Origin of the sequence: Streptomyces similanensis, from assembly GCF_039543625.1 — a bacterium.
GTDB lineage: Bacteria > Actinomycetota > Actinomycetes > Streptomycetales > Streptomycetaceae > Streptomyces > Streptomyces similanensis.
This window is the reverse complement of sequence record NZ_BAABKC010000115.1, coordinates 17,090-42,062: the sequence shown is the minus strand read 5'-3', so window position 1 is coordinate 42,062 and position 24,973 is coordinate 17,090. Positions and strand designations below refer to the sequence as shown.

The 24,973-nt window shown below is 73.2% G+C and carries 20 protein-coding genes and 1 pseudogene; 10 read left to right on the top strand and 11 right to left on the bottom strand.

All coding sequences use genetic code 11. The features are described from left to right. Positions 1 to 13: 13 nt before the first annotated feature. The gene (locus ABEB07_RS32925) at positions 14 to 2,527 is read right to left on the bottom strand and encodes a DEAD/DEAH box helicase (protein WP_345671702.1); all 2,514 of its coding nucleotides are present in this window, start codon (positions 2,525 to 2,527) and stop codon (positions 14 to 16) included. 145 nt (positions 2,528 to 2,672) lie between these two features. Between ABEB07_RS32925 and ABEB07_RS32920 the strand changes: the two genes are divergently transcribed. Beyond that, entirely contained in the window at positions 2,673 to 3,467 is a 795-nt protein-coding gene (locus tag ABEB07_RS32920; protein ID WP_345671701.1) for a metal-dependent hydrolase, read from the top strand. A 110-nt stretch (positions 3,468 to 3,577) separates the two neighbouring features. Here ABEB07_RS32920 and ABEB07_RS32915 read toward each other — a convergent pair whose 3' ends face one another. The 4 genes from ABEB07_RS32915 to ABEB07_RS32900 form a co-directional block, all read right to left on the bottom strand. Next, positions 3,578 to 3,856: a type B 50S ribosomal protein L31 gene (locus ABEB07_RS32915; protein ID WP_164584797.1), complete on the bottom strand. Its 279-nt coding sequence runs from the start codon at positions 3,854 to 3,856 to the stop codon at positions 3,578 to 3,580. A 60-nt stretch (positions 3,857 to 3,916) separates the two neighbouring features. Then, positions 3,917 to 4,390 carry a DUF5709 domain-containing protein gene (locus ABEB07_RS32910; protein ID WP_164584798.1) on the bottom strand — a complete coding sequence of 158 codons (474 nt, stop codon included), beginning with the start codon at positions 4,388 to 4,390 and terminating at the stop codon, positions 3,917 to 3,919. Positions 4,391 to 4,747: 357 nt separating this feature from the next. Further along, a complete protein-coding gene (locus tag ABEB07_RS32905) occupies positions 4,748 to 6,529 on the bottom strand; it encodes an ABC transporter ATP-binding protein (RefSeq protein WP_345671700.1) in 1,782 nt (593 codons plus the stop codon). Then, positions 6,526 to 8,427, bottom strand: a complete 1,902-nt coding sequence (locus ABEB07_RS32900) for an ABC transporter ATP-binding protein (protein ID WP_345671699.1) — start codon at positions 8,425 to 8,427, stop codon at positions 6,526 to 6,528. The genes ABEB07_RS32905 and ABEB07_RS32900 overlap by 4 nt, the downstream gene beginning before the upstream one ends. A 300-nt stretch (positions 8,428 to 8,727) precedes the next feature. Between ABEB07_RS32900 and ABEB07_RS32895 the strand changes: the two genes are divergently transcribed. Then, entirely contained in the window at positions 8,728 to 9,477 is a 750-nt protein-coding gene (locus ABEB07_RS32895) for a L,D-transpeptidase family protein (RefSeq protein WP_164586706.1), read from the top strand. A 207-nt stretch (positions 9,478 to 9,684) separates the two neighbouring features. On the opposite strand, the gene ABEB07_RS32890 is transcribed toward ABEB07_RS32895, so the two are convergent. Continuing rightward, positions 9,685 to 10,140, bottom strand: a complete 456-nt coding sequence (locus ABEB07_RS32890) for a MarR family winged helix-turn-helix transcriptional regulator (RefSeq protein ID WP_345671698.1) — start codon at positions 10,138 to 10,140, stop codon at positions 9,685 to 9,687. A 115-nt stretch (positions 10,141 to 10,255) separates the two neighbouring features. Between ABEB07_RS32890 and ABEB07_RS32885 the strand changes: the two genes are divergently transcribed. Further along, positions 10,256 to 12,058: an ABC transporter ATP-binding protein gene (locus ABEB07_RS32885; protein ID WP_164589464.1), complete on the top strand. Its 1,803-nt coding sequence runs from the start codon at positions 10,256 to 10,258 to the stop codon at positions 12,056 to 12,058. Positions 12,059 to 12,101: 43 nt separating this feature from the next. Beyond that, positions 12,102 to 12,971: an endolytic transglycosylase MltG gene (gene mltG, locus ABEB07_RS32880; protein ID WP_345671697.1), complete on the top strand. Its 870-nt coding sequence runs from the start codon at positions 12,102 to 12,104 to the stop codon at positions 12,969 to 12,971. A gap of 55 nt (positions 12,972 to 13,026) precedes the next feature. On the opposite strand, the pseudogene ABEB07_RS32875 reads toward mltG, so the two are convergent. After that, positions 13,027 to 14,113, bottom strand: a pseudogene (locus ABEB07_RS32875) (NAD(P)-binding domain-containing protein). A gap of 108 nt (positions 14,114 to 14,221) precedes the next feature. Here ABEB07_RS32875 and ABEB07_RS32870 point away from each other — a divergent pair. Further along, complete coding sequence (locus ABEB07_RS32870; protein WP_164583625.1) at positions 14,222 to 14,659, top strand: YjbQ family protein; 438 nt, start codon at positions 14,222 to 14,224, stop codon at positions 14,657 to 14,659. Positions 14,660 to 14,845: 186 nt separating this feature from the next. Next, positions 14,846 to 16,147, top strand: a complete 1,302-nt coding sequence (locus ABEB07_RS32865; protein WP_345671696.1) for a glycoside hydrolase family 3 N-terminal domain-containing protein — start codon at positions 14,846 to 14,848, stop codon at positions 16,145 to 16,147. Between the two features lie 153 nt (positions 16,148 to 16,300). Here the strand turns inward: ABEB07_RS32865 and ABEB07_RS32860 are convergent, their stop codons facing one another. The 4 genes from ABEB07_RS32860 to ABEB07_RS32845 all read right to left on the bottom strand — a co-directional run bounded on the left by ABEB07_RS32860 (position 16,301) and on the right by ABEB07_RS32845 (position 19,813). Beyond that, positions 16,301 to 17,173 carry a universal stress protein gene (locus ABEB07_RS32860; RefSeq protein ID WP_345671695.1) on the bottom strand — a complete coding sequence of 291 codons (873 nt, stop codon included), beginning with the start codon at positions 17,171 to 17,173 and terminating at the stop codon, positions 16,301 to 16,303. 45 nt (positions 17,174 to 17,218) lie between these two features. Beyond that, the gene (locus tag ABEB07_RS32855; protein WP_239146294.1) at positions 17,219 to 17,893 is read right to left on the bottom strand and encodes a dienelactone hydrolase family protein; all 675 of its coding nucleotides are present in this window, start codon (positions 17,891 to 17,893) and stop codon (positions 17,219 to 17,221) included. Between the two features lie 294 nt (positions 17,894 to 18,187). Continuing rightward, positions 18,188 to 19,030, bottom strand: coding sequence for a patatin-like phospholipase family protein (locus ABEB07_RS32850; RefSeq protein WP_345671693.1), 843 nt, complete (start codon positions 19,028 to 19,030; stop codon positions 18,188 to 18,190). A 123-nt stretch (positions 19,031 to 19,153) separates the two neighbouring features. Beyond that, entirely contained in the window at positions 19,154 to 19,813 is a 660-nt protein-coding gene (locus ABEB07_RS32845) for a TetR/AcrR family transcriptional regulator (RefSeq protein WP_345671692.1), read from the bottom strand. A 269-nt stretch (positions 19,814 to 20,082) separates the two neighbouring features. Between ABEB07_RS32845 and ABEB07_RS32840 the strand changes: the two genes are divergently transcribed. From ABEB07_RS32840 to ABEB07_RS32825, 4 genes are read left to right on the top strand one after another with little or no spacing between them, the layout of a single operon-like run. Next, positions 20,083 to 20,667 carry a 2Fe-2S iron-sulfur cluster-binding protein gene (locus tag ABEB07_RS32840; protein WP_345671691.1) on the top strand — a complete coding sequence of 195 codons (585 nt, stop codon included), beginning with the start codon at positions 20,083 to 20,085 and terminating at the stop codon, positions 20,665 to 20,667. Then, positions 20,664 to 21,656: an FAD binding domain-containing protein gene (locus ABEB07_RS32835; RefSeq protein ID WP_345671690.1), complete on the top strand. Its 993-nt coding sequence runs from the start codon at positions 20,664 to 20,666 to the stop codon at positions 21,654 to 21,656. Before ABEB07_RS32840 ends, ABEB07_RS32835 begins: the two co-directional genes overlap by 4 nt. Beyond that, entirely contained in the window at positions 21,653 to 23,794 is a 2,142-nt protein-coding gene (locus tag ABEB07_RS32830) for a xanthine dehydrogenase family protein molybdopterin-binding subunit (protein ID WP_345671689.1), read from the top strand. Before ABEB07_RS32835 ends, ABEB07_RS32830 begins: the two co-directional genes overlap by 4 nt. Beyond that, positions 23,787 to 24,941 carry an XdhC/CoxI family protein gene (locus ABEB07_RS32825; protein ID WP_345671687.1) on the top strand — a complete coding sequence of 385 codons (1,155 nt, stop codon included), beginning with the start codon at positions 23,787 to 23,789 and terminating at the stop codon, positions 24,939 to 24,941. The genes ABEB07_RS32830 and ABEB07_RS32825 overlap by 8 nt, the downstream gene beginning before the upstream one ends. Positions 24,942 to 24,973: the final 32 nt, after the last annotated feature.

Genomic DNA, 24,973 nt, shown 5'->3' with positions numbered 1-24,973 from the left:
GATTCTCCTGTGCTCACAGCTGTCCGACGGCGGTCACCCGGACGATCGCGCGGCCCTCGGCGTCGGAGGCGGCGAGATCGACCTCCGCGCTGATGCCCCAGTCGTGGTCGTCGTCCGGGTCGTCGAAGATCTGCCGCACGCGCCACAGCCCGTGCTCCGGCTCCTCCTTGATCACCAGCAGCTTGGGGCCGCGGGCGTCGGGACCGGTGCCGAGGTCGTCGTACTCGTCCCAGTACCCGTCCATCGCCTCGCCCCACGCCTCGGCGTCCCAGCCGGACTCGGCGTCCATCTCGCCCAGCACCGCCATCTGATCGAGGGCGGCCAGCTCGACCCGGCGGAACATGGCGTTGCGGACCAGGACACGGAAGGCGCGCGCGTTGGCGGTGACCGGTTTGACCTGGTCGGCCTTCTCCTGAGCCTCCTCGGCGGTCATCTCCGCCGGGTTGGCCAGCTGCTCCCACTCGTCCAGCAGGCTGGAGTCGACCTGGCGCACCATCTCCCCGAGCCAGGCGATCAGGTCCTGAAGGTCTTCCGACTTCAGGTCGTCCGGGACGGTGTGCTCCAGGGCCTTGTAGGCGCCGGCCAGGTAGCGCAGCACGATGCCCTCGGTGCGGGCCAGCTCGTAGAGGGAGACCAACTCGGTGAAGGTGAGGGCCCGTTCGTACATGTCCCGGATCACGGACTTCGGCGACAGCGGATGGTCGCCCACCCACGGATGGCTCTTGCGGTAGGTGTTGTACGCGTGGAAGAGCAACTCCTCCAGCGGCTTGGGGTAGGTGACGTTCTGGAGGCGCTCCATGCGCTCCTCGTACTCGACGCCGTCCGCCTTCATCGCGGCCACCGCCTCGCCGCGCGCCTTGTTCTGCTGGGCGGCCAGGATCTGCCGCGGGTCGTCCAGCGTGGACTCCACCACGGAGACCATGTCCAGCGCGTAGGACGGCGACTCCGGGTCCAGCAGCTCGAACGCGGCCAGCGCGAACGTCGACAGCGGCTGGTTGAGGGCGAAGTCCTGCTGGAGGTCGACCGTCAGCCGGACGATGCGGCCCTCGGCGTCCGGCTGGTCGAGCTTCTCGACGATGCCGCCGTCCAGCAGCGAGCGGTAGATGGCGATGGCCCGCCGGATGTGCCGCAACTGCTGCTTGCGCGGCTCGTGATTGTCCTCCAGCAGGTGCCGCATCGCCTCGAAGGCGTTGCCCGGACGGGCGATCACCGACAGCAGCATCGTGTGGGTGACCCGGAAGCGGGAGGTCAGCGGCTCCGGCTCGGAGGCGATGAGCTTGTCGAAGGTGGTGTCCGACCAGGCGACGAACCCCTCCGGCGCCTTCTTGCGGACGACCTTGCGCCGCTTCTTCGGGTCGTCGCCCGCCTTGGCGAGCGCCTTCTCGTTCTCGATGACGTGCTCGGGGGCCTGCGCGACGACGAAGCCCTCCGTGTCGAAGCCCGCCCGCCCGGCCCGGCCGGCGATCTGGTGGAACTCCCGGGCGCGCAGCGTGCGCACCCGGCTGCCGTCGTACTTGGTGAGCGCCGTGAACAGCACCGTGCGGATCGGGACGTTGACCCCCACGCCGAGCGTGTCCGTACCGCAGATCACCTTCAGCAGACCGGCCTGCGCCAGCTTCTCCACCAGCCGCCGGTACTTGGGCAGCATCCCCGCGTGGTGCACGCCGATGCCGTGCCGCACGTAGCGGGAGAGGTTCTGGCCGAACTTCGTGGTGAACCGGAAGTTGCCGATCAGCTCGGCGATCTGCTCCTTCTCCTCGCGCGAGCACATGTTGATGCTCATCAGCGCCTGGGCCCGCTCCACGGCCTGGGCCTGGGTGAAGTGCACGATGTACACCGGCGCCTGCCGCGTCTGCAGCAGCTCGGTGAGCGTCTCGGTCAGCGGGGTGCGCCGGTACTCGTAGGACAGCGGGACCGGGCGGGTCGCCGAGCGGACCACGGAGGTCGGACGGCCGGTGCGACGGGTCAGGTCCTTCTCGAAGAAGGACACGTCACCGAGCGTCGCCGACATCAGCACGAACTGCGCCTGCGGCAGTTCCAGCAGCGGGATCTGCCAGGCCCAGCCGCGGTCCGGCTCGGCGTAGAAGTGGAACTCGTCCATGACGACCTGGCCGACGTCGGCGTGCTTGCCGTCGCGCAGCGCGATCGAGGCCAGCACCTCGGCGGTGCAGCAGATCACCGGCGCGTCGGCGTTCACGGAGGCGTCGCCGGTGAGCATGCCGACGTTCTCGGTGCCGAACAGCTTGCACAGCTCGAAGAACTTCTCCGACACCAGAGCCTTGATCGGCGCCGTGTAGAAGGTGACCTCGTCACGGGCCAGGGCGGCGAAGTGCGCACCGGCGGCGATCATGCTCTTGCCGGAGCCGGTGGGTGTGGACACGATCACGTTCGCCCCGGAGACCGCCTCGATCAGCGCCTCCTCCTGGTGGGGGTAGAGCGTGAGGCCCCGCTCCTGCGCCCACGTCTCGAAGGCTTCGTACAGGGCGTCGGGATCGGCGGTCGGCGGCAGCTGGTCGATGAGGGTCACGCCCCCATCTTGCCTGGCCGCACGGCCCGGGCGGGAATCGGATGCCTAAGCCAAGATCACGGCCGCTACGCTGTGTCGCCGACGCGGGATCAGCGCGCCGGGCCAACTGGACGGCGGCGCATGAGGAATGGGGCGGGAAGCGGCCATGATGGGACCAGCACACTCACTGTCGGGCGCGGCGGCCTGGCTCGGCGTCGGAGCCGCGACCGCGGCGGCAGGGCATCCGATGCCCTGGCCGGTCCTGCTGGTCGGCGCGCTGATCTGCGCCGGAGCCGCACTCGCCCCCGACCTGGACCACAAGGCCGCCACCATCTCGCGCGCCTTCGGACCGGTCTCGCGATGGCTCTGCGAGATCGTCGACAAGCTGTCCTACGCCGTCTACAAAGCGACGCGCAAGAAGGGCGACCCACGCCGCTCCGGCGGCCACCGGACCCTGACGCACACCTGGCTGTGGGCGGTGCTGATCGGCGCGGGCGCCTCCGCCGCGGCGATCACCGGCGGCCGCTGGGCGGTGCTCGCGATCCTCTTCGCCCACATGGTGCTGGCCATCGAGGGCCTGCTGTGGCGGGCGGCCCGCGGCTCCAGCAGCGACATCCTGGTGTGGCTGCTGGCCGCGACCAGCGCCTGGATCCTCGCCGGCATCCTGGACCAGCCCGGGAACGGCTCGGACTGGCTGTTCACGGCGCCGGGCCAGGAGTACCTCTGGCTGGGGCTGCCGATCGTGCTCGGAGCGCTGGTGCACGACATCGGGGACGCGCTGACCGTGTCCGGCTGCCCGATCCTGTGGCCGATACCGGTGGGCCGCAAGCGCTGGTATCCCATCGGACCGCCCAACATCATGCGGTTCCGGGCGGGCAGCTGGGTCGAGCTGAAGGTGCTGATGCCGGTGTTCATGCTGCTCGGCGGCGTGGGCTGCGCGGCCGCGCTGAACTTCATCTGAGGAGCCCGTCCGGCGGCCGGGGCGGGGGCCGGGGCCAGGCTCACCAGGAGCCCCGCCCCTCTGGTCGCCCCGGGCCCGGCCCGGCGGCCGTCGCCCGCGCGGGCGACGGATCAGGCGGGCGCGTCGCCGCCCGTTCCCTGTCCCGCTGCACCGCCGTAGCGGCGCTCGAACCGGGCGACGCGGCCCTCGGTGTCCACCGTTCGCGCCTTGCCGGTGTAGAACGGGTGGCTCTCCGAGGAGATCTCCACGTCCACGACCGGGTACGTCTCACCGTCGTCCCACTCGATGCGCTGGTCACTGACCGCGGTGGACCTGGTCAGGAACGCGTAGCCGGCGGCGCGGTCGCGGAAGACCACGGGGTGGTAGTCGGGCTGCTTGTCCTGCTGCATGGATGCTCCTCGTGCGGCGGTGGGGGAGGAGGACGGGACGCCGGCGCCCGGACGCGCGGATCAGCCGTACAGGGTGTCCTCGTCCACGACGTGCACCGCGGCCTCCTCGGCCGAGGCGGCCGCGCCGTCGATGCCCACGTCCGTGGCGACCAGGGCGCTCTCCTCGTCCTCGTGCGCGCCCTCGTCGGGCGCGACAAGCCGGCCGGACCGGGCGGCGCCGACCTCGTCGTCCAGGAGTTCCCCGTCCCCGCCGTCGTAGTCGCCGATGCCGTCGCCGTCCGGCGCGGCCGGCTCGGGCAGCTCCTCGGCCAGTCGCTGGTCCAGGGTCTCGCCCCGTCGGCCCTCCGCCGCGGTCACACCGGTGTGCTCCACCGCCCACGGGCGCTCCGGAGGGGACCAGCCGCGGTCCAGGGGATCGTCGACTCCGTCGTACTCCAGCGTGTCCTCCGAGTCGAGGACCCCGGTGTCTTCCTTGATCTCGGAGTCGTCGTCGGGCTGGTAGACGTCGTCTCCCCATCCGTCGGCGCTGTCCACGGATACCTCCAGGTGGTGCGGACGGTCCCGTTCTCACCGCGGCCGACGGCCGGCCGCCGGTGCGCGGGGCACGGTTGTCGCCGGGCGGGAACCGCGTGGTTCCCGGGCGCTCCCCGAACCGCTGCCGCTTCCCAGCCTTCCACCCCTGTTCGCCCCCGCGCAACGGCACGGCGGCAGCGCCCCGCCCGCGCCCTCGCCGCCCGGCGGCGCCCGCCGCACGTCGCCGGGCGCCGCACCGGTCGTGATCGGCCGGACACCGCCGGGCGGCGAGGGCGGCCGCCCACCGGCCACGGCCCGCCGCTCGCCGCCGGACGCGGCACCGGGAGGCGCCCCCCGTCACACGCCGCGTCCGGCAGCTCAGCCGTGCCAGGACCGCCACAGCGCCGCGTACGCCCCGTCCGCGGCGACCAGCTCGTCGTGACTGCCCAGTTCGCTGATGCGGCCGTTCTCCACCACGGCGATGACGTCCGCGTCGTGGGCGGTGTGCAGCCGGTGGGCGATCGCCACGACCGTGCGCCCGTCCAGCACCCGTGCCAGGGAGCGTTCCAGGTGCCGGGCCGCGCGCGGATCGAGGAGGGAGGTCGCCTCGTCCAGCACCAGGGTGTGCGGGTCGGCCAGCACCAGCCGGGCCAGCGCGATCTGCTGGGCCTGGGCCGGAGTGAGCGCGAGGCCGCCCGAGCCGACCTCGGTGCCGAGACCGTCGTCGAGGGCACGGGCCCAGCCGTCGGCGTCGACCGCGCCCAGTGCCGCCCACAACTCGGCGTCGTCCGCGCCGGCGCGGGCCAGCAGCAGGTTGTCGCGCAGGCTTCCCACGAAGACGTGGTGCTCCTGGTTGACCAGAGCCACGTGCGAGCGGACCCCTTCGGCGGGCATCCGGGACAGTTCCGCGCCGCCGAGGGTGATGCTGCCGGTCCGGGGCGCGTAGATCCCGGCGAGCAGGCGTCCCAGGGTGGACTTCCCGGCGCCCGAGGGCCCGACCAGGGCCAGCCGGGTGCCCGGGGCCACCCGCAGGGAGACCTCGCGCAACACGTCGACGCCCTCGCGGTAGCCGAACCGCACCTGGTCCGCGTGCACATGCCGCCCGTCCGGGACGAGCGAACCGTCCCCGGCGTCCGGCTCGATGTCGCGGACGCCGACCAGCCGGGCCAGCGACACCTGCGCCACCTGCAACTCGTCGTACCAGCGCAGGATCAGCCCCACCGGGTCGACCAGCATCTGCGCGATGAGCGCGCCCGTGGTCAGCTGCCCGACCCCCACCCAGCCGTGCAGGACGAACACACCGCCGACCATCAGCACCGAGGCGAGGACCGTCACATGGGTGACGTTGACGACCGGGAACAGCACCGAGCGCAGCCACAGCGTGTAGCGCTCCCACGCGGTCCACTCCCGGATCCGGCGCTCCGACAGGGCGATGCGGCGCTCGCCCAGGCGGTGCGCCTCCACGGTGCGGCCGGCGTCGACGGTCTCGGCGAGCGCGGCGGCCACGGCGGCGTAGCCCGCGGCCTCCGAGCGGTAACCGGCCGGCGCCCTGCGGAAGTACCAGCGGCAGCCGACCACCAGCAACGGCAGGGCGAGCAGCACCGCGGCGGCGAGCGGCGGCGCCGTGACGACCAGGCCGCCCAGCAGCAGCGTCACCCACACCACGCCGATCGCCAGCTGCGGCACGGCCTCGCGCATCGCGTTGGCGAGCCGGTCGACGTCCGTGGTGATGCGCGACAGCAGGTCGCCGGTGCCCGCCCGCTCCAGGACACCCGGCGGCAGCCCGACCGACCGCACGAGGAAGTCCTCCCGCAGGTCGGCCAGCATCCGCTCGCCCAGCACCGCCCCGCGCAGCCGCACCTCCCGCACGAAGACCGCCTGGACGAGCAGCGCGAGCACGAACAGGGCGATGGTGACCCCGAGATGGAGCTCGCGCGCACTGTCGGAGACCCTCTCGACCAGGTCGCCCAGCAGCCAGGGGCCCGCCATGGAGGCCAGCACGGCCGCCGTGTTGACGGCCACCAGGAGCAGGAAGGCCCGCCGGTGCTGGCGCAGCAGTTCGCCCACATAGGCCCGTACGGTGGCGGGGGCGCCGACGGGCAGGGTGTTCGCGGTCGTCGGGGCCGCCGGGTCGTAGGCGGGTGGGGCCACGCCGATCATGCGCTCTCCTCGATCTCTTCCAGCACGCCCCGCGGGGCGGCCGTCCGGCGTGCGGACACGGCGGCCGGCGCGGTCCGCGGCGTCCCGGCGTCGTCCAGCACCTCGCCCACCGCGCGTTCCTCGTCCGTCTCGCGCGTCACCACCGACCGGTACAGCGGCTCGGTGCGCATCAGGTCGCGGTGCGCACCGACCGCCGCGACCTCGCCCTCATGGACCAGCACCACCCGGTCGGCGCGGTCCAGCAGCAGCGGCGAGGAGGTGAGGACGACCGTCGTGCGCCCCGTCCTGAGACTCCGCAGGCCCTGAGCGATCCGCGCCTCGGTGTGCGAGTCGACGGCCGAGGTGGGCTCGTCCAGGACGAGCACCCCGGGATCGGTGACCAGGGACCGGGCCAGGGCGAGACGCTGGCGCTGGCCGCCGGACAGGGACCGGCCGCGCTCGGTGATCCGGACGTCCATCGGGTCCTCGGCCTCCAGCGACGCCTGGGCGAGTGCCTCCAGGACGTCGTCGCACTGCGCCGCCGCGAGCGCCGCCCGCACGGTGACGTCGCCCGAGGCGGGCACGTCGAGCAGGTCGCGCAGCGAACCGGACAGCAGCACCGGGTCCTTGTCCTGCACCAGGACGGCCGTACGCGCGGCGTCGAGGGGCAGTCCGTCGAGCGGTACGCCGTCCAGCAGCACCGAGGCGCCCGGCCGGGCCTCGGCGGGATGGCCGCCGAGCCGGTCCGCCAGCCGGCCGGCCGCGTCGGGGTCGCCGCACACCACGGCGGTCAGGAGCCCGGTGGGCGCGCGCAGCCCGGTCGCCGGGTCGTACAGGCCCTCTGACGGGGTGTCGGCCGCGGCCGGGCGTGTCGTGGCGCCCTCCTCCGGCCGCTCCCGTTGCTCCGGCCGCCCCGCAAGCGTCGTCCGTTCCAGCGACAGCACCCGCGCGGCGCGTTTGGCCGAGGGACGGGAGAAGGAGTACGCCATGGCGATCTCCTGGAAGTGCTGGAGCGGGTAGGTGAGGACCATGACGGAGCTGTAGACGGTGACGAGTTCGCCGACGGTGATCCGGCCCTCGCGGGCCAGGCGCACGCCGTACCAGACGACGGCGACCAGCAGCAGCCCCGGCAGCAGTACCTGGATCGCGGAGATCAGGGACCACATGCGGGCGCTGCGGACGGCGGCGTGCCGCACCTCCTGGGAGGCGCGGCGGTAGCGGTCGAGGAACAGCTCCTCGCCGCCGATGCCGCGCAGCACCCGCAGCCCGGCGACGGTGTCCGAGGCCAGTTCGGTGGCGCGGCCCGCCTTCTCGCGCTGCACGTCGGCGCGCCGGGTGGCGCGGGGGAGCAGGGGCAGCACCGTGAGCGCCAGCGCGGGCAGTCCCACGGCCACGATCAGGCCGAGGGCCGGCTGGTAGACGAGCAGCGCGACGCAGACCAGCACGATGGTGACGGCCGCCGCGGTGAACCGGGACGCCGCCTCCACGAACCAGCCGATCTTCTCGACGTCGCCCGTGGAGACGGCCACCACCTCGCCGGCGGCGACCCGCCGGGTCAGGGCGGAGCCCAGCTGAGCTGCCTTGCGGGCCAGGAGCTGCTGGACACGGGCGGCCGCGGTGATCCAGTTGGTGACCGCGGCACGGTGCAGGAAGGTGTCCCCGAGGGCGTTCCCGACGCAGACGAGCAGCAGCAGACCACCCGTCAGGGCGAGACGCCCGCCGGAGCGGTCGACCACCGCCTGCACGGCGAGGCCGACGCAGAAGGGCAGGGCGGAGACCGAGGCGAAGTGCAGCAGCCCCCAGGCCAGTGCCTTCAGCTGGCCGCCCAGCTGGTTCCGCCCCAGCCACCACAGGAATCGGGGGCCTGAGCGTGCGTCGGGCACGCCTGGGTCGGGATACGGAAGGTCTTGAATCTGCATGACGTCCCAGTCACTCGTGTCAGGGGCGGGGTCGGGGCCGAGGTCGGGGCCGGGCCGCGGAGGACGGCGGCGAGCCGTGACAGCCTCGCTGCGCGCCGTCGCGGAAAGCAAGCGGTTTTCCCCGGCGGCGGACCGGGCCGGACACCGGGGAAGGGACGCCGGTCAGGGCGTCGGCGCTAGCAGGTGAGCCGTCTTCAGCACACGACCGACATACTTCAAAAGAGTCAAAAAGCAGTAGATAAGGCTATTTGGTCCAATCTCGACTAGATCACCCGGCCTCCGCGTGTCCACCATGGGGACATGCGAAAAGGTGGTGTAAGGCGTGCGACGGCCGCGGTGGCGGCCTGCGGTTTCCTTCTGACGGCCCTGGCCGCGTGCGGTGACACGCGGGCAGAGGTCCAGCACAGGGAACTGCCCAGACCCGGCGGTCCTTCGGGAACCGCCCGGCCCAGTCCGACCGTGAAGCCGGTCCACGTCCCGGGCGTCGGCGACCGGCTGTGGCAGCGGATCCCGGCGGACACCCGTCAGATCGTGACGGTCTACGGCGACGGCGAGAACTCCCCGGACTCCACGCTCGTGCTCTACGAGAAGCGGGGGACGACGTGGCAGCGCGGCGGCAGCTGGCCGGCGCACAACGGCAAGCGCGGGTGGACCACCGACCACCACGAGGGCGACGAGCGCACCCCGGTCGGCGTGTACACGCTTTCCGACGCCGGCGGCCTCCTCGACGACCCGGGCACCCGGCTGCCGTACACCCAGGACGAGGACGCCTTCGCCTCCCCGTACTACTGGGACGAGGCGCACTGGCACGACTTCGACTACGTGATCGCCATCGACTACAACCGGCGGCGGGGCGCCCGCCCCGACGACCCGACCCGGCCGCAGGGGCAGAGCAAGGGCGGCGGCATCTGGCTGCATCTGGACCACGGCGACGGCACGTTGGGCTGCGTCAGCGTTCCGGAGACGGCGATGGAGTACCTGCTGCGCACGCTGAACCCGAAGGACAAGCCCGTGGTGGTGATGGGGGACCGGGCCAAGCTGAAGCTGTGATCGTCGCACGGCCGTACGGGCCTGCGCCGCGCCCCGGCGGCGGCGTCCCCGTCCGCACCCGGTGGGCCGGCGGCGCCCCCACCGCGCGAGCGTCGCGACACGGCGGCGACGACCTCGCGCGGACCCCGGGACCCGGCGGAGTCAGCGGCAGGGCCCCCGCGCCGGGGCCGGGGCTCGGCGGCGGAGCGCCCGCGCGGGCGTCACGGCTCAGCAGCGAGCCCCCTGGGCGGGCTCCGTGCCGACCAGGGTGTCCAGCAGGCCGCCGAGCGCCTCGCGCTGTTCGGGCGTCAGGGGCGCAAGGATCTCCTTCGCCGCGTCCCGGCGGGCGCCGCGCAGGCGGCGCAGCGCGCCGTGGCCCTCGTCGGTGAGTTCGACGCGGATCACCCGCCGGTTGGCCGGGTCGGGGGCCCGGCGCACCGCGCCGCCCGCCTCCAGGGCGTCCACCAGTGTCGTCACCGCGCGGGGCACGACCTCCAGGGCCTCGGCGAGATCCGCCATGCGCGGCGGCTCGCCGAAGTGCGCCAGCGTGCGCAGCAGCCGGGACTGGGCCGGCGTGATGCCGAGGGCGTGCTCCTGCAAGTGGCGCTTCTGGATGCGGTGCAGCCGGCGGGTGAGCCGGAGCAACTGCTCGGCGAGGAGGCCGTCGGCGTCGGGGTCGCTCATGCGGGAACAATATCAGGACGACGTTCATTGTGAGTATAGGTAACAATGAGCTAAGATCCGTGAGTCCTCGCCGTCCGTGCTGTCCGGGCGGCGCCCGCACCCCTCGTAGGAGCCCATGCACCCCGACCGTCAACCCTCCTGGACCCCGCCCGCCGACGCCGAGGCGCAGCCGCGGCAGGTCCGGCGCATCCTGAAGCTGTTCCGCCCCTACCGAAGCCGTCTCGCCGTCGTCGGCCTCCTGGTCGCCGCCTCCTCGCTGGTCTCCGTCGCGACCCCCTTCCTGCTGAGGGAGACGCTCGACGTGGCGATCCCGCAGGGCCGCACCGGCCTGCTCAGCCTGCTGGCCGCGGGCATGATCCTCAGCGCCGTCCTGTCCAGCGTCTTCGGCGTCCTGCAGACGCTGATCTCCACGACCGTCGGCCAGCGCGTCATGCACGACCTGCGCACCGCCGTCTACGGCCGCCTGCAGCGCATGTCGCTCGCCTTCTTCACCCGCACCCGCACCGGCGAGGTGCAGTCCCGCATCGCCAACGACATCGGCGGCATGCAGGCCACCGTCACCTCCACCGCCACCTCGCTGGTCTCCAACCTCACCAGCGTGGTCGCCACCATCGTCGCGATGGTCGCCCTGGACTGGCGGCTGACGGTCGTCTCGCTGCTCCTGCTCCCGGTGTTCGTGTGGATCAGCCGCCGCGTCGGCAACGAGCGCAAGAAGATCACCACCCAGCGGCAGAAGCAGATGGCCGCGATGGCGGCGACCGTCACCGAGTCGCTCTCCGTCAGCGGCATCCTGCTCGGCCGCACGATGGGCCGGTCGGACTCGCTGACCGCGTCCTTCGCCGCCGAGTCCGAAGGCCTGGTCGACCTGGAAGTGCGCTCGAACATGGCCGGGCGCTGGCGCATGGCCGTCATCACCATCGTCATGGCCGCCATGCCGGCGGTCATCTACTGGACCGCGGGCATCGCCCTCCAGCTCGGCGGCCCGCAGGTCTCCATCGGCACCATCGTCGCCTTCGTCTCGCTCCAGCAGGGCCTGTTCCGGCCCGCGGTGAGCCTGCTGTCGACCGGAGTGCAGATCCAGACCTCGCTCGCCCTCTTCCAGCGCATCTTCGAATACCTCGACCTGCCCGTCGACATCACCGAACGCGAGCGGCCCGTCCGGCTGGACCGCGTCAAGGGCGAGGTCCGCTTCGAGGACGTCGGCTTCCGCTACGACGGCGAGGGCGCCCCCATCCTCGACGGCGTCGACGTCACCGTCCCGGCGGGCAGCAGCCTCGCGATCGTCGGTCCCACCGGCGCCGGCAAGTCCACGCTCGGCTGCCTGGTGCCCCGGCTCTACGACGTGACCGGCGGCCGGGTCACCCTCGACGGGGTCGACGTGCGCGACCTGGACTTCGACACGCTCGCCCGCGCCGTCGGCGTCGTCTCCCAGGAGACGTACCTCTTCCACGCCTCGGTCGCCGAGAACCTGCGCTTCGCCAAGCCCGACGCCACCGACGAGGAACTGGTGGCGGCGGCGCGCGCGGCTCAGATCCACGACCACATCGCGTCCCTGCCCGACGGCTACGACACCGTCGTCGGCGAGCGCGGCCACCGGTTCTCCGGCGGGGAGAAGCAGCGCCTGGCGATCGCCCGGACCATTCTGCGCGACCCGCCCGTCCTCCTCCTCGACGAGGCGACCAGCGCCCTGGACACCCGTACGGAGGCGGCCGTGCAGGAGGCGATCGACGCGCTGTCGGCCAACCGGACCACGCTCACCATCGCCCACAGGCTGTCCACCGTCCGCGGCGCGGACCAGATCGTCGTCCTCGACTCCGGACGGGTGGCCGAGCGCGGTACCCACCGCGAACTGCTGGAACTCGACGGGCGTTACGCGGCACTGGTCCGCCGGGACGCCCAACTGGAGCCGACAAGCTGACGATATGCCAGGTTTATGAGCATATGGGAGTTACCGTGCCCGCATGCAGACGAACACTCCGTCACGGAACACCATCAAGCTGACGCGCCGGGGCCGACTGGCCCTCGTCGTGTCCGGGGCCGTCCTGGCCGGCACCGCCGTGGCGGTGCCGCTGCTGACCCTGGACAGCGACCGGCCCACCCGACCGCGCACCCTCGTGATCCCCGAGGGCTGGCGGGCCGGACAGGTGTACGCCGCCGTGGACAAGGCCCTCGCCCTGCCCGCGGGCAGCACTGGGCAGGCCGCGGCCAAGGCCGGCCTGAAGCTGCCGAACGCCGCCGAGGGCAACCCGGAGGGCTACCTCTTCCCGGCGACCTATCCCGTCGATGACAAGGCGACTCCGGGGTCACTGCTGTCCGCCATGGTCGACACCGCCACCAAGAAGTTCTCCGCGGCGCCGATCGCCGCGGGCGCGCAGCGCGACTCCATGGACCTCTACCAGGCGGTGACCATCGCGAGCATCGTCCAGGCCGAGTCCGCGACGAAGACGGACATGGCGAAGGTGGCGCGGGTGGTGTTCAACCGGCTGAGCAGCGGCATGCCGTTGCAGATGGACTCCACCCTGCACTACGCCCTGGGCCGCACCGGCGTCCGTACCACCGCGGCCGACACCCGGCTGGACAGCCCGTACAACTCCTACCAGCGCATGGGGCTGCCGCCCACCCCGATCGACAACCCCGGCGAGGACGCGATGCACGCCGCGCTCAACCCGGCCCCGGGCGACTGGCTGTACTTCGTCACCGTGAAACCGGGCGACACGCGCTTCACCGCCGACTACGACGAGCACGAGCGCAACGTCGCCGAGTTCAACGCCCGCCAGCAGAGTCCGACCCGGCAGCAGAGTTCCAGCGCCGGACCCGAACCGTCGAAGTGACCCCGGCCGCCCGGCCCGACACACCCCTGCTTCTCCGTCCGTCCCCGGCGCCGTCTCAGGCCGCCGCCGCGTCGGCCGGGTGTCCGGCCAGCAGCCGCTGGACGTCCCGGACGGCCGCGCGGCCGGCCCGGTTCGCGCCGACTGTGCTCGCCGACGGTCCGTAACCCACCAGCTGCACCCGCGGGTCGGCCACCGCCCGCGTGCCGTCGACGCGGACGCCGCCGCCCGGCTCGCGCAGCCCGAGCGGCGCGAGATGGCCGAGCGCGGCCCGGAATCCGGTCGCCCACAGGATGACGTCCGCGGCGACATGCCGCCCGTCCCGCCACGCCACGCCGTCCGGAGTGATCCGGTCGAACATGGGCCGCCGGTCCAGGGTCCCGTCCGCCAGCCCCCGCCGGACAGCGTCGTTCAGCGGCAGCCCGGTGACCGAGACGACGCTTCGGGGCGGCAGCCCACCCCCGCACCCGCTCCTCGACGAGGGCGACGGCGGCCCGGCCCGCCTCCTGGTCGAACGGCCCCTCGCGGAACACCGGCGGACGCCTGGTCACCCAGGTGGTGGCCGCAGCGTACGGCGCGAGCTCCAGCAGGTGCTGGGTGCCGGACGCGCCGCCGCCCACCACGACCACCCGCTGCCCGGCGAACTCCTCAGGGCCCGCGTACTGGGCCGTGTGCAGCTGCCGGCCGCGGAAGGACTCCTGTCCGGGCAGGCGCGGCCAGAACGGCCGCTCCCAGGTGCCGGTCGCGTTGATCAGCGCCCGCGTGGACCACACGCCGGCCGACGTCTCCACGAGCAGCCGCCCGGAGGCCCCTTCCCGCACGGCGCGCACGTCCACCGGCCGCCGCACCCGCAGATCGAAGGCGTGTTCGTACGCGGCGAAGTAGCCCGCGATGACGTCCGCCGACGGCCGTGCGGGATCCGCGCCCGTCAGCTCCATCCCCGGCAGCGAGTGCATCCCGTGCACTTTGCCGTACGTCAGCGACGGCCAGCGGAACTGCCAGGCGCCGCCCGGACCGGGGGAGTGGTCGAGCACGACGAAGTCGCCGTCCGGCCGGAGACCGGCGCGCAGCAGGTGATAGGCGCTCGACAGTCCGGCCTGCCCGGCCCCCACGACGACCACGTCGACCTCGCGCACGTCGTCCACGTCGTCCACGCGCCCATCGGCCTCGTTCACAGCGTCCACGCGGCTGTCAACCGCGCCACGGTCACGGATCTTCCCCGCCGACCGGCGGGGATCGGTGAGGATGGGGGCATGTCACATGCCTTCACCACCCGAGTGCTGAACGTCGCCTCCGGATCGCGGGAGAGGGTCGTCGACCTCACCCGCGACTGCGAGGCCTTCCTGCGGGAGGTCGCCGACGGCCGGGACGGCCTGCTGAACCTGTTCGTGCCGCACGCGACCGCCGGAGTCGCCGTCATCGAGACCGGCTCAGGCAGCGACGACGACCTCCTCGCCGCACTGCACACCCTGCTGCCCGCCGACGACCGCTGGCAGCACCGCCACGGCAGCCCGGGCCACGGCCGCGACCACGTCCTGCCCGCCATCGTCCCGCCGCACGCCACGATCCCGGTCCTCGGCGGCCGTCTGGAACTGGGCACCTGGCAGTCGGTGTGCCTGGTCGACACCAACAAGGACAATCCCGACCGCCAGGTGCGGCTGTCGTTCCTCGGGGCCGCTCCCGGCAACTAGGGCCGGCGGCAAGGGCCGCCGGAGCCGGCCGGAGTCCGAAAGGGCGCTCCGCGCCCGCCGAGAGGCGAACAAATGCCCGACAACGTACGGTGTGATGGACGCAGCAAGCCGGGCTCGCCGTGCCGGAAGCGGCTTCGCACACGCGGCCGGAGGCAGCCCCGACTCGTCCAGGCCGGGAGAAGAAGCATGTCGATACGCGTCCGGCAGCAGTCCAGGAGCCGTCGTCGCACCGCCGCACGCGGTGCGGTCCCGCTGATCGCTCTGGCGCTCGCCGTCACCGGCTGCGGTGGCACGGCGACCCCCGGGGCGACGGCCGACTCACCCCGATCTCCGGCCGCCAGTCACGGCGGCCGGGAACCGGGCCTCACCAGTGCACCGCCCAGCCGCACGAGCACCGACGCAGCTCCCGCCACCACCAGCGCGTCGGTGTCCGCCGCCACCTGCACCGACCGGTACCTGTCCGGCATGACCACCGCGCAACGAGCGGGCCAACTGATCATGGGAGGGGTCTCCGCGGCCCACCCCGACCAGGCCCAACTGCGCGTCCTGCGCGACAACCACGTCGGGTCCGTCATGCTGACCGGCCGCAGCACCGCCGGTACGGCGGCCACCCGGAAGGCCGTCGACGGCTTCCGGGGCCAGGCGGACCGGGTCGGCGGCCGGCAGGTCGGCTTCCTGGTCTCCACCGACCAGGAAGGCGGCCGGGTGCAGGTGCTCAACGGCCCCGGCTTCTCGGCCATGCCCAGCGGCCTCACCCAGGGCAGTTGGTCGACCGCGACGCTACGGGCCCGGGCCGCCGGCTGGGCCAAGGAACTCAAGGCAGCCGGGCTCAACCTCAATCTGGCGCCGGTCGCCGACGTGGTCCCCACCGCCCTGGGCGCCCGCAACGTCCCCATCGGCTCCTTCCAGCGGGAGTACGGCCACACCCCGGCCACCGTGACCTCGCACGCCGGCGCCTTCGCCGCCGGCTTCGCGCAGTCCGGCGTGCTGACCACGTACAAGCACTTCCCCGGCCTCGGACAGGTGATCGGCAACACCGACACCACCGCCAATGTCGTGGACTCGGTGACGACCGCCTCCAGTTCCTCCCTCGCGCCCTTCCGGGCCGGGATCCAGGCCGGAGCGCCCTTCGTCATGATCTCGTCGGCCACCTACACCAAGATCGACCCCAAGCATCTGGCGGCCTTCTCGCCGACGGTCATCGACCATCTGCTGCGCGGCCAGTTCGGCTTCAAGGGCGTGGTCATCTCGGACGATCTCGGCAACGCGGTCGCGGTACGGTCCTTCACCCCCGCTCAGCGGGCCGTCGACTTCGTCGCGGCGGGCGGGGACGTGGTCCTGACGGTGCAGCCGAACACCGTGCCGGCGATGGCGCGGGCCCTCCAGGCTCGGATGGGGAAGGACGCCTCGTTCCGGGCCAAGGTCGACGCGAGCGTGCGCCGGATACTCGACGCCAAGCGCGCAGCGGGCCTCTTGAACTGCGGCTGAGCGGCACCCTCAACGGGACGCCGGGTGACGTACTGAGCGGTACGCCACCCGGCGCCCCGTTGACTACGTCCCGGACGCCCGGGCAGAGGCTCCGCACCCGCGAGCGCCCCGGCGGGCCCGCCGGGGCGGAGGGCACCGCACGGGCGGGCGGGCCTACCGCACCGGCACGATGGCGACCGGACAGCTCGCGTGGTGCAGCACGGCGTGCGTCACCGTGCCCAGCGGGAGCCCCAGGCCGCCCTCGGCCGGATGGCGCGGCAGCACCAGGAGCCCGGCCTCGCGCGAGGCGTCCACCAGCGCGGAGGCCGGCGACCCCACGGCCAGTTCGGTCGTCACGCGCACCCCGGGAAAGTCCTCGGCGCTGCGGGCGACACGGCTCAGCAGTTCCGCGTGACCGTGCTGCTCCTCGTCCACCCGGTCCACCTGCGGCACCATGAGCCCTGCCTCGCGCAGCGGCGTCCAGGCGTGGACCAGGCGCACCGTGGCCCGGCGCCGGTCGCCCTCGGCCAGGGCGAACCGCACGGCCGGCTCGTCGCGCTCGTCGCGGATGCCGACCACGATGTCGTCGTCCACGGCCCGTTCCGCCTGGCCACGGGCGACCACCACGGGCCGGTTCGCGTGCGCGGCCACCTTCATGCTCACCGATCCCAGCAGCAGCCCGGCGAAGCCGCCGCGACCACGGGTGCCGAGGACGACCACCTCGGCGTCCGCGTCCGCGACCGCGTCGAGGACGGCCTCCGCCGGACGGCCGTGGACGAGGACCGTGTCCACCGGCAGACGGGGATGGGCGGCGGCGATCCGGCCGCGGGCGTCCTCCAGCATCCCGGTGGCCGCTTCGAAGACCTGCTCCGTGAGGCCGGCGCCGGTCTCGTCGTACCCGATCTCCGGACCGGGACCCACGGAATGGGCGAGCCGCAGCGTCGTTCCGCGCACCGATGCCTCCGTGGCCGCCCAGTCCACGGCGAGCCGGGAGTGCGCCGAGTCGTCGATCGCCACGAGAACCGGGCCACGGTGATCGTCAGTCATCGTTCCTCCAGGACCGTAGAAGCGGGGCCGCGGGCGTCGCGGCGGTCACCACCGCGGCCGGGCGGTCTCGCGCGCCGACCGCAGCCGCTCGGCGCACCACTCACCGGCGATGTCGGTGACCTGGTCGAGCGCGTCCCGGCCCTCGAAGAGATGGGTGGCCTCGGGCACCACACGGACCGAGTGCGGGGCGTGCAGACGCCGGGCCGCCCTCTCGGTCAGCCTCAGCACCCCCGGTTCCCGGCCGCCGGCGATGAACAGCACCGGCACCTCGAGGCGCCGGACCGTGTCGGTCGCCGGATCGGGCAGTCCGCCCCACAGCACCACCGTCAGCACCCGGCCGGGCAGTTCGGCGGCGGCTTCCAGCACGCTGGCCGCCTGGGTGCCGCATCCGAACAGGACGACCGGCAGCGTCCGGGTGCCGGGCTGCGCTCCGACCCAGTCGACCGCGGCCACCAGCCGGCGGGCCAGCAGTCCCGTGTCGAAGAGCTGCTCCCCCCGCTCCGTGGCCCTGCGGTCCTCCCTCGCGCTGAGGAGATCCACCATCAGGGTCCCCCACCCGGCCGCGCGCAGCCGGGTGGCGATCGCCTGGCTGTGCGGGTCCCGGCGGGACGTGTCGACATCGTGCGGGATCAGCACCACAGCCTGGGCCGACGCGGGAACGGAGAGGTCACCCTCGAGCGTCACACGGTCGGCGGGCATCGACACCGTTTCGGACAACATGGGCATCACTCCCCGGGTCGCTCGGCTCCATGCTCCATGGCGGAGCACTCCACCGCTCGCCGGGTACCCGGTCGGACCACGCCCGGATCACCTCGGCGAGCCCGCGCGGACGACGATGCGGACGCGGACGCGCCCTCGTGGCCGGTCGACGGGAGCGGTGCGGTCGAGCGCGGGGCGCTCCGAGACGTCCGGCGCCCGTTCGCGCGTACGGTCGCGCGGCAGGCGCCCGTTCGCACGCACGATCGCGGAAGGATCCGGCGCGGTCGGCGTTCGCCCGCCCGTACGCGTGCCGCCTCAGTCGCTGACCCACTCGATCGTCAGCGCGCGTCCCTGTGCGCGCCCGGCTTCGGCGGCCGGGCCGCGGGTGGCCGGGTCGAGCGCGTTGGGGCCGATCGCGGTCTTCGACGCCTCGTCTGGTTCGATCACCGCCACCTCGGCGCCCTCCGCGCGCAGCCGCGCCACGGTCTGCTCCAGAGGCGTGTCGCTCGGGAACGGTTCCACGGCCCCCATCGGCACGAGCAGCAGGACGCGCGAGGCGCCGGCGGCGTAGTCGGCGTTGGCGATGGACCGCACGCCGCCGTCGACGTACCGGCGGCCCTCGATCGTCACGGGCGGCCAGACGCCCGGAACCGCGCAGCTCGCGGCCACGGCGTCCACCAGGCCGACGCCCGAGGCGTTGTCGAACACCCGGGGCCGACCGCTTACGGCGTCCACCGCCACGATCCGCGTCGGGCGCGTGGGCCATTCGTGTCGCGGCAGCCGCGCTTCGATCACCGCCCGCCGCTCCGCCTCCGGCACGGTCCTGGCGCGCAGCGCCAGGCCGCCGACGGCCCGCCGCAGCTCCAAGATGTCGGAGCCGTCGGCCGGCAGGGCGCCCAGCTCGGCCGCGAAGGCCGCGAGATCCATCTCCGCCATGATCTCGGCGGCCTGCATCGAGGGCTCGACCTGCCGGGCGTACAGCTTCTCCAGGGACAGCCCGCTGCCGAGTTGGGCGGCGACGGTCGACCCGGCGGAGGTCCCGACGATCAGATCGGCCCCCGTCACGTCCCGGCCCGCGTCCGCGAGCCCCGTCAGCAGCCCGGTCATCCAGGCGATGCCTCCGACACCGCCACCGCCCAGCACCAACGCCTCGGTCATGTCCGCCCCCTCAACCCGCCGAAATCAACCCGCCGAAATCAACCCGCCGAAATCAATCCGCTGGAACCAATCCGTCGGAATCGTCTACATGTTCCGATGTCCAGGTGTTCGGATGAACCCTGGTCAGTCGGTCCGCGCGGTCCTGGGCGCGGGCGCTCGCGCGGCGGGTGGGTCCGACGGCGGGCGCTCACCCGCGCCGGGGGAGCGGGGCGCGGGCGCTCCGGCGCGCAGACCGTCCATGACGAGGTCCAGCAGGCGGGCGGCGCGTGGCTGCCAGTCGCCGTGCGGATCGAGCTGCCACAGGCCGGCGATGGCGAGCAGGAAGTCGTCGCCGCTCACGCCCGGCCGCACCGTGCCGGCCTCCTCGCCCGCGCGGAGCAGGAGTTCGGCCGCCTCGTTCACCGGTCTGTTCCCCGGTTTCGCCGGGCTGCCGGGGGCGCTGGTCGCCTGGCGGATCGCCTCCGCCAGTCCCGCCTTGGTCATGGCGAACCCGGCCAGGCGGTCCATCCATTCCCGCAGCGCCAGATCGGGTTCCAGGCTCGCCAGCAGCTGGACGGCGCTGTCGGCGACGTGCCGCATCTCGTGGCGGTAGACCTCCAGGACGAGTGCCTCGCGGCTGGGGAAGTTACGGTAGAAGGTGGCCTGTCCGACCCCGGCCTTCTTGGCGATCAGACTGAGCGGGACGTCGGCGCAGCGGGTCAGTTCGGTCACCGCCGCTTCCAGGATGCTCTCGCGGTTGCGCTGCGCGTCCGAGCGTTTGGGTGCGTCCTTCTCCTGCCGCACTCGTCCTCCTCGCGGGTGGCGATGCCGTACCCGGTCTTGCTAAGCGGACAACTGTCCGCTAGTTTTCCGATAGCGGACAGTTGTCCGCTTCATCTCCACCATAGTGGTGGGCAGCGCTTTCCCGCCATCCGCGGTGCCCCTCCCACGTCTCCCACGTCAGGCTTTCCGACTCCTGTCCTTCTACTTCTCCGTTCCGCTCCTCTTCCGAATGGTCCGTCCGTCGGCAGTCTCCCTCCGACGCACTTCCGGATACGCGAAAGAAGCTGATCATGGATCCAGTCCCGTCGCCCACGCACAGCGGCATCACCTTGAACGTCAACGGCGAGAAGCACGCGCTGTCGGTCGACCACCGCACCACCCTGCTCGACGCTCTCCGTGAGCGACTGGACCTCACCGGCACCAAGAAGGGCTGCGACCAGGGGCAGTGCGGCGCCTGCACCGTCCTGGTCGACGGCCGCCGCACCGTGGCCTGCCTGCAGTTCGCGGTGGCGGCGGAGGGCCGTGAGATCACCACCATCGAGGGCGTCGCCGAAGGCGAGCGACTGCACCCTGTGCAGCAGGCCTTCCTCGACCTCGACGGCTACCAGTGCGGTTACTGCACGCCCGGACAGATCTGCTCCGCCATCGCCGTGATCGAGGAACACGCGGCCGGCTGGCCGAGCGCCGCCACCGACGACGTACGCCCCGAAGCGGGCCCGCCGCCCCTGACCCCCGACGAGATCCGGGAGCGGATGAGCGGCAACCTCTGCCGCTGCGGCGCCTACGTCGCGATCACCCAGGCGGTCGCCAGGGCGGCCGTGGCGCGCACCGCCCCGGCCGCGCAGACCACGGCAGACCGGGAGGCGGCGGCATGAGGGAGTTCGGCTATCACAGGGCGTACGACGTCGCGGGCGCCCTCGCCCTGCTCGGCGCCGACCCGGACGCCCGCTTCCTCGGCGGAGGCACCAACCTCGTCGACCTGATGAAGACCGGCGTCGAACGGCCCGCCAGCCTCGTCGACGTACGGGAACTCCCGCTCGACGGGATCGAACCCACCGCGGACGGCGGCCTGCGCATCGGAGCGACCGTCACCAACAGCGACCTCGCCGCCCACCCCGAAGTGCGCCGCCGCTACCCGGCCTTGACGCAGGCGGTACTCGCCGGCGCCTCCGGACAACTGCGCAACATGGCCACCGTCGGCGGCAATCTGCTCCAGCGCACCCGCTGCGCCTACTTCACCGACGTCACCCAGGCGTGCAACAAGCGCGTCCCGGGCAGCGGCTGCCCCGCGATCGAGGGCGAGCACCACAACCACGCCGTCCTCGGCGCCTCCGAGCACTGCGTGGCCGTCCACCCCTCCGACATGGGCGTCGCGCTGACCGCCTTCGACGCCACCGTCACCTACGAGACACCCGACGGTCCCGGTCGGTCGCCGCTCACCGACTTCTACCTGCCGGTCGCCGACACCCCTCACCAGGAGACGGTCCTGCCGCCGGGCGCCCTGATCACCGGCGTCACCCTGCCGCCCGCGCCGGTCGCCGCCCGCTCCCGCTACCGCAAGGTGCGCGAACGCGCCTCCTACGCGTTCGCGATCGGCTCCGTGGCCGCCGCGCTCGACGTACGGGACGGCGTCGTGCACGACGTGCGGCTGGCCCTCGGAGCGGTCGCCTCCCGGCCGTGGCGCGCCCGCACGGCCGAACGGGCACTGGCCGGAGCGCCGGCCGGCGCCGAGACCTTCGCCGCCGCCGCGGACGCCGAACTCGCCGCGGCCCGGCCGCTGCCCCACAACGGATACAAGGTGACCCTGATGCGCAACCTCATCGTGGCCGTCCTGACCGAACTCGCCGAGGAGGCGGCCCGATGACCACCACGACGACCGGGACGCCCACCACCCCCAAGCAGTCCGTGGGGACGGCGCACACCCGTGTGGACGGCTATGAGAAAGTCACCGGAACCGCCCGGTACGCTGGGGAGATTCCCTTCGCCGACCTCGCCCACGGCTGGCTCGCCGTGTCCACCGTCGCCCGTGGCCGGATCCGCTCCGTCGACGACGAGCCCGTCCTCCGGATGCCCGGTGTGATCACCGTCCTGCACCACGGGAACGCGCCCCGGCTGAACACCGAGTACATCGGCATGCTGGGCTCCCCGCCGGACCCCACCTGCGCCGTCTTCCAGCACGACCGGGTGCCCCACCTGGGCTGGCCGGTGGCCCTGGTCGTCGCCGAGACCCCCGAACAGGCCAGGGAGGCCGCCGAGGCGCTGGCCGTCCACTACGACCGGGAGCCGCACGACGTGGCGCTCTCCGCCAGCCGCACCGACACCCACCCGGTGGACGGCTTCATGCCGGCGGTGACGGAGAAGGGCGATCTGGAGGCCGAACTCGCCGCCTCCGACGTCGTCCTGGACGCCGAGTACACCACCCCCGAAGAACACCACAGCATGATGGAGCCGCACGCGGCGACCGCCCTGTGGGACGGTGGCCGACTCGAAGTGATCGACTCCAACCAGGGAGCCACCTGGGTGGGGAGCGAACTGGCGAAGCTGTTCTCCCTCGAACCGGACGCGGTGCGGGTGCGCTCCGAACACGTCGGCGGCGGGTTCGGCAGCAAGGGAGTGCGCGCGCACCAGGTCGCCGCCGTGATGGCCGCGACCGCTCTGGACCGCCCGGTCCGCGTCGTCATGACCCGTCGGCAGATGTTCTCGCTCACCGGCTACCGCAGCCCCACCATCCAGCGGGTCCGGCTCGGCGCGAGCGCCGACGGGCGGCTGCGCGCGCTGGAGCACAGCGCCGTCAACCTCACCTCGACCGTCTTCGACTTCGTCGAACCCGCGGCCGGCCCCGCCCGGGTGATGTACGGCGCCGAGGCGCACCACACCGCCAACCGCATCGTGCGGCTGGACGTGCCGACCCCGACGTTCATGCGCGCCCCCGGCGAGGCCCCGGGTTCCTTCGCCCTGGAGTCGGCCTTCGACGAACTCGCCGAGAAGTGCGGTCTGGACCCCATCGAACTGCGGCTGCGCAACGAACCGGACCGGGGCCCCGTCTCCGGGCTGCCCTTCAGCAGCCGCAATCTGAGGGCCTGCTTCGACGAGGGCGCCCGCCGGTTCGGCTGGGCCGGCCGGGACCCGCGCCCCGGTGTGCGCCGCGACGGCCGCTGGCTGCTCGGCACCGGCACGGCCGCCGGCTCCTTCTCCGCCGGGGCCGCACCGTCCACGGCGGTCGCCACGGCCGAGGCCGACGGCACCTTCACGGTGCGGATCGCCGCCGCCGACATCGGGACCGGCGCCCGCACCGCGCTCACCCTGCTCGCCGCCGACGCCCTGGAAGTCGCCCCCGACCGGGTCAAGATGCGGATCGGCGACAGCGACTTCGGACCCGCGTGGCTCGCCGGCGGCTCCATGGGCACCCGCTCCTGGGGCTGGGCGGTCACGGCCGCGGCGAGCGAACTGAAGGAGCGGCTGGCGCTGGGCGCCGACATCCCGCCCGAGGGCATCACGGTCCGGTCCGACACCACCGAGGCGCTCCAGGCGCTCACCCAGAAGGAACGGCACTCCTTCTGCGCGCAGTTCGCGGAGGTCGCGGTCGACGTCACCACCGGCGAGGTGCGGGTGCGCCGGATGCTCGGCATCTTCGCCGCCGGCCGGATCGTCAACCCGCTCACGGCACGCAGTCAGCTCGTCGGCGGCATGACCTGGGGAATTTCCATGGCCCTGCACGAGGAAGCGGTCCGGGACCCGGCCACCGGCGGCCTCTACGGCGCCGACCTGGCGGGCTATCACGTCGCCACCAACGCCGATGTGGCGGAGATCGAGGCCGACTGGGTGGCCGACCCGGACCCGGACGACCCGGTCGGGCTCAAGGGAATCGGGGAGATCGGCATCGTCGGCGCCGCGGCGGCGATCGCCAACGCGGTCTGGCACGCCACCGGCGTCCGTCACCGGAATCTGCCCATCCGGCCCGACCGCGTCCTCCAGGCGGTGACGGGAGCACCGGATGCTTGACATCGCGGAGGAACTGCACCGCTGGGTGGAGGAGGGCCGGGACTTCGCCGTCGCCACCGTGGTGAGGGTCGGCGGCAGCGCGCCGCGCGACCCCGGCGCCGCCCTCGCCGTCGACAGCGCGGGCACGGCGATCGGCTCGGTCTCCGGCGGCTGCGTGGAAGGAGCGGTGTACGAACTGTGCGCGCGGGCCCTCCAGGAGGGCGAGACGGTTCTCGAACGGTTCGGCTACAGCGACGAGGACGCCTTCGCCGTCGGGCTGACCTGCGGCGGCACCATCGACGTCCTGGTCACCCCGGTGCACTCGGCGTCCCCCGCCCGACCGGTGGTCCGGGCGGCGCTGTCGGCCGCCGTCCGCGGCGAGCCGGCGGCCCTGGCCCGGATCGTCCGGGGCCCGGCCGGTCTGCCGGGCGCCGCCCTGCTGGTGCGGCCCGACGGGACGTACGAGGGATCGCGGGAGGGAGGTCTGACCGGGGACCCGGAGCTGGACCGTACGGCAGCGGCCGAGGCGCGGGCACTGCTCCAGGCGGGGCGCACCGGCACGGTGGAGCTGTCGGAGGACGGGGCGCACTGCCCGGGCGGACTGACGTTGCTGGTCGAGTCGAACATGCCGCCGCCCCGCATGATCGTCTTCGGGGCGGTCGACTTCGCCGCGGCGCTGGTGCGGGCGGGCAAGTTCCTCGGGTACCACGTGACCGTGTGCGACGCCCGCCCGGTCTTCGCCACCCGGGTCCGCTTCCCGGACGCCGACGAGATCGTGGTCGACTGGCCCCACCGTTACCTCAGGCGTACGGCGACCGACGCGCGTACGGCGCTGTGCGTCCTCACCCACGACGCGAAGTTCGACATACCGCTGCTGACGGTCGCGCTGCGGATGCCGGTCGCGTTCGTCGGCGCGATGGGATCGCGCCGCACCCACGCCGACCGGGAGCGGCGGCTGCGAGACGCCGGACTGGGCGAACGGGAGCTGGCCCGGCTGCGGTCGCCGATCGGCTTGGACCTCGGCGCCCGCACCCCGGAGGAGACGGCGCTGTCGATCGCGGCGGAGATCGTCGCGGCCCGGCACGGGGGAACAGGCGTTCCGCTGACCGGGTCCGGGACGCCGATCCACCGGGAGGCGGCGGAGCGGTCCGGAACCCAGGCGGCCTGAGACGCGGGGTGTGGAGTGGAAACCCGACGCCC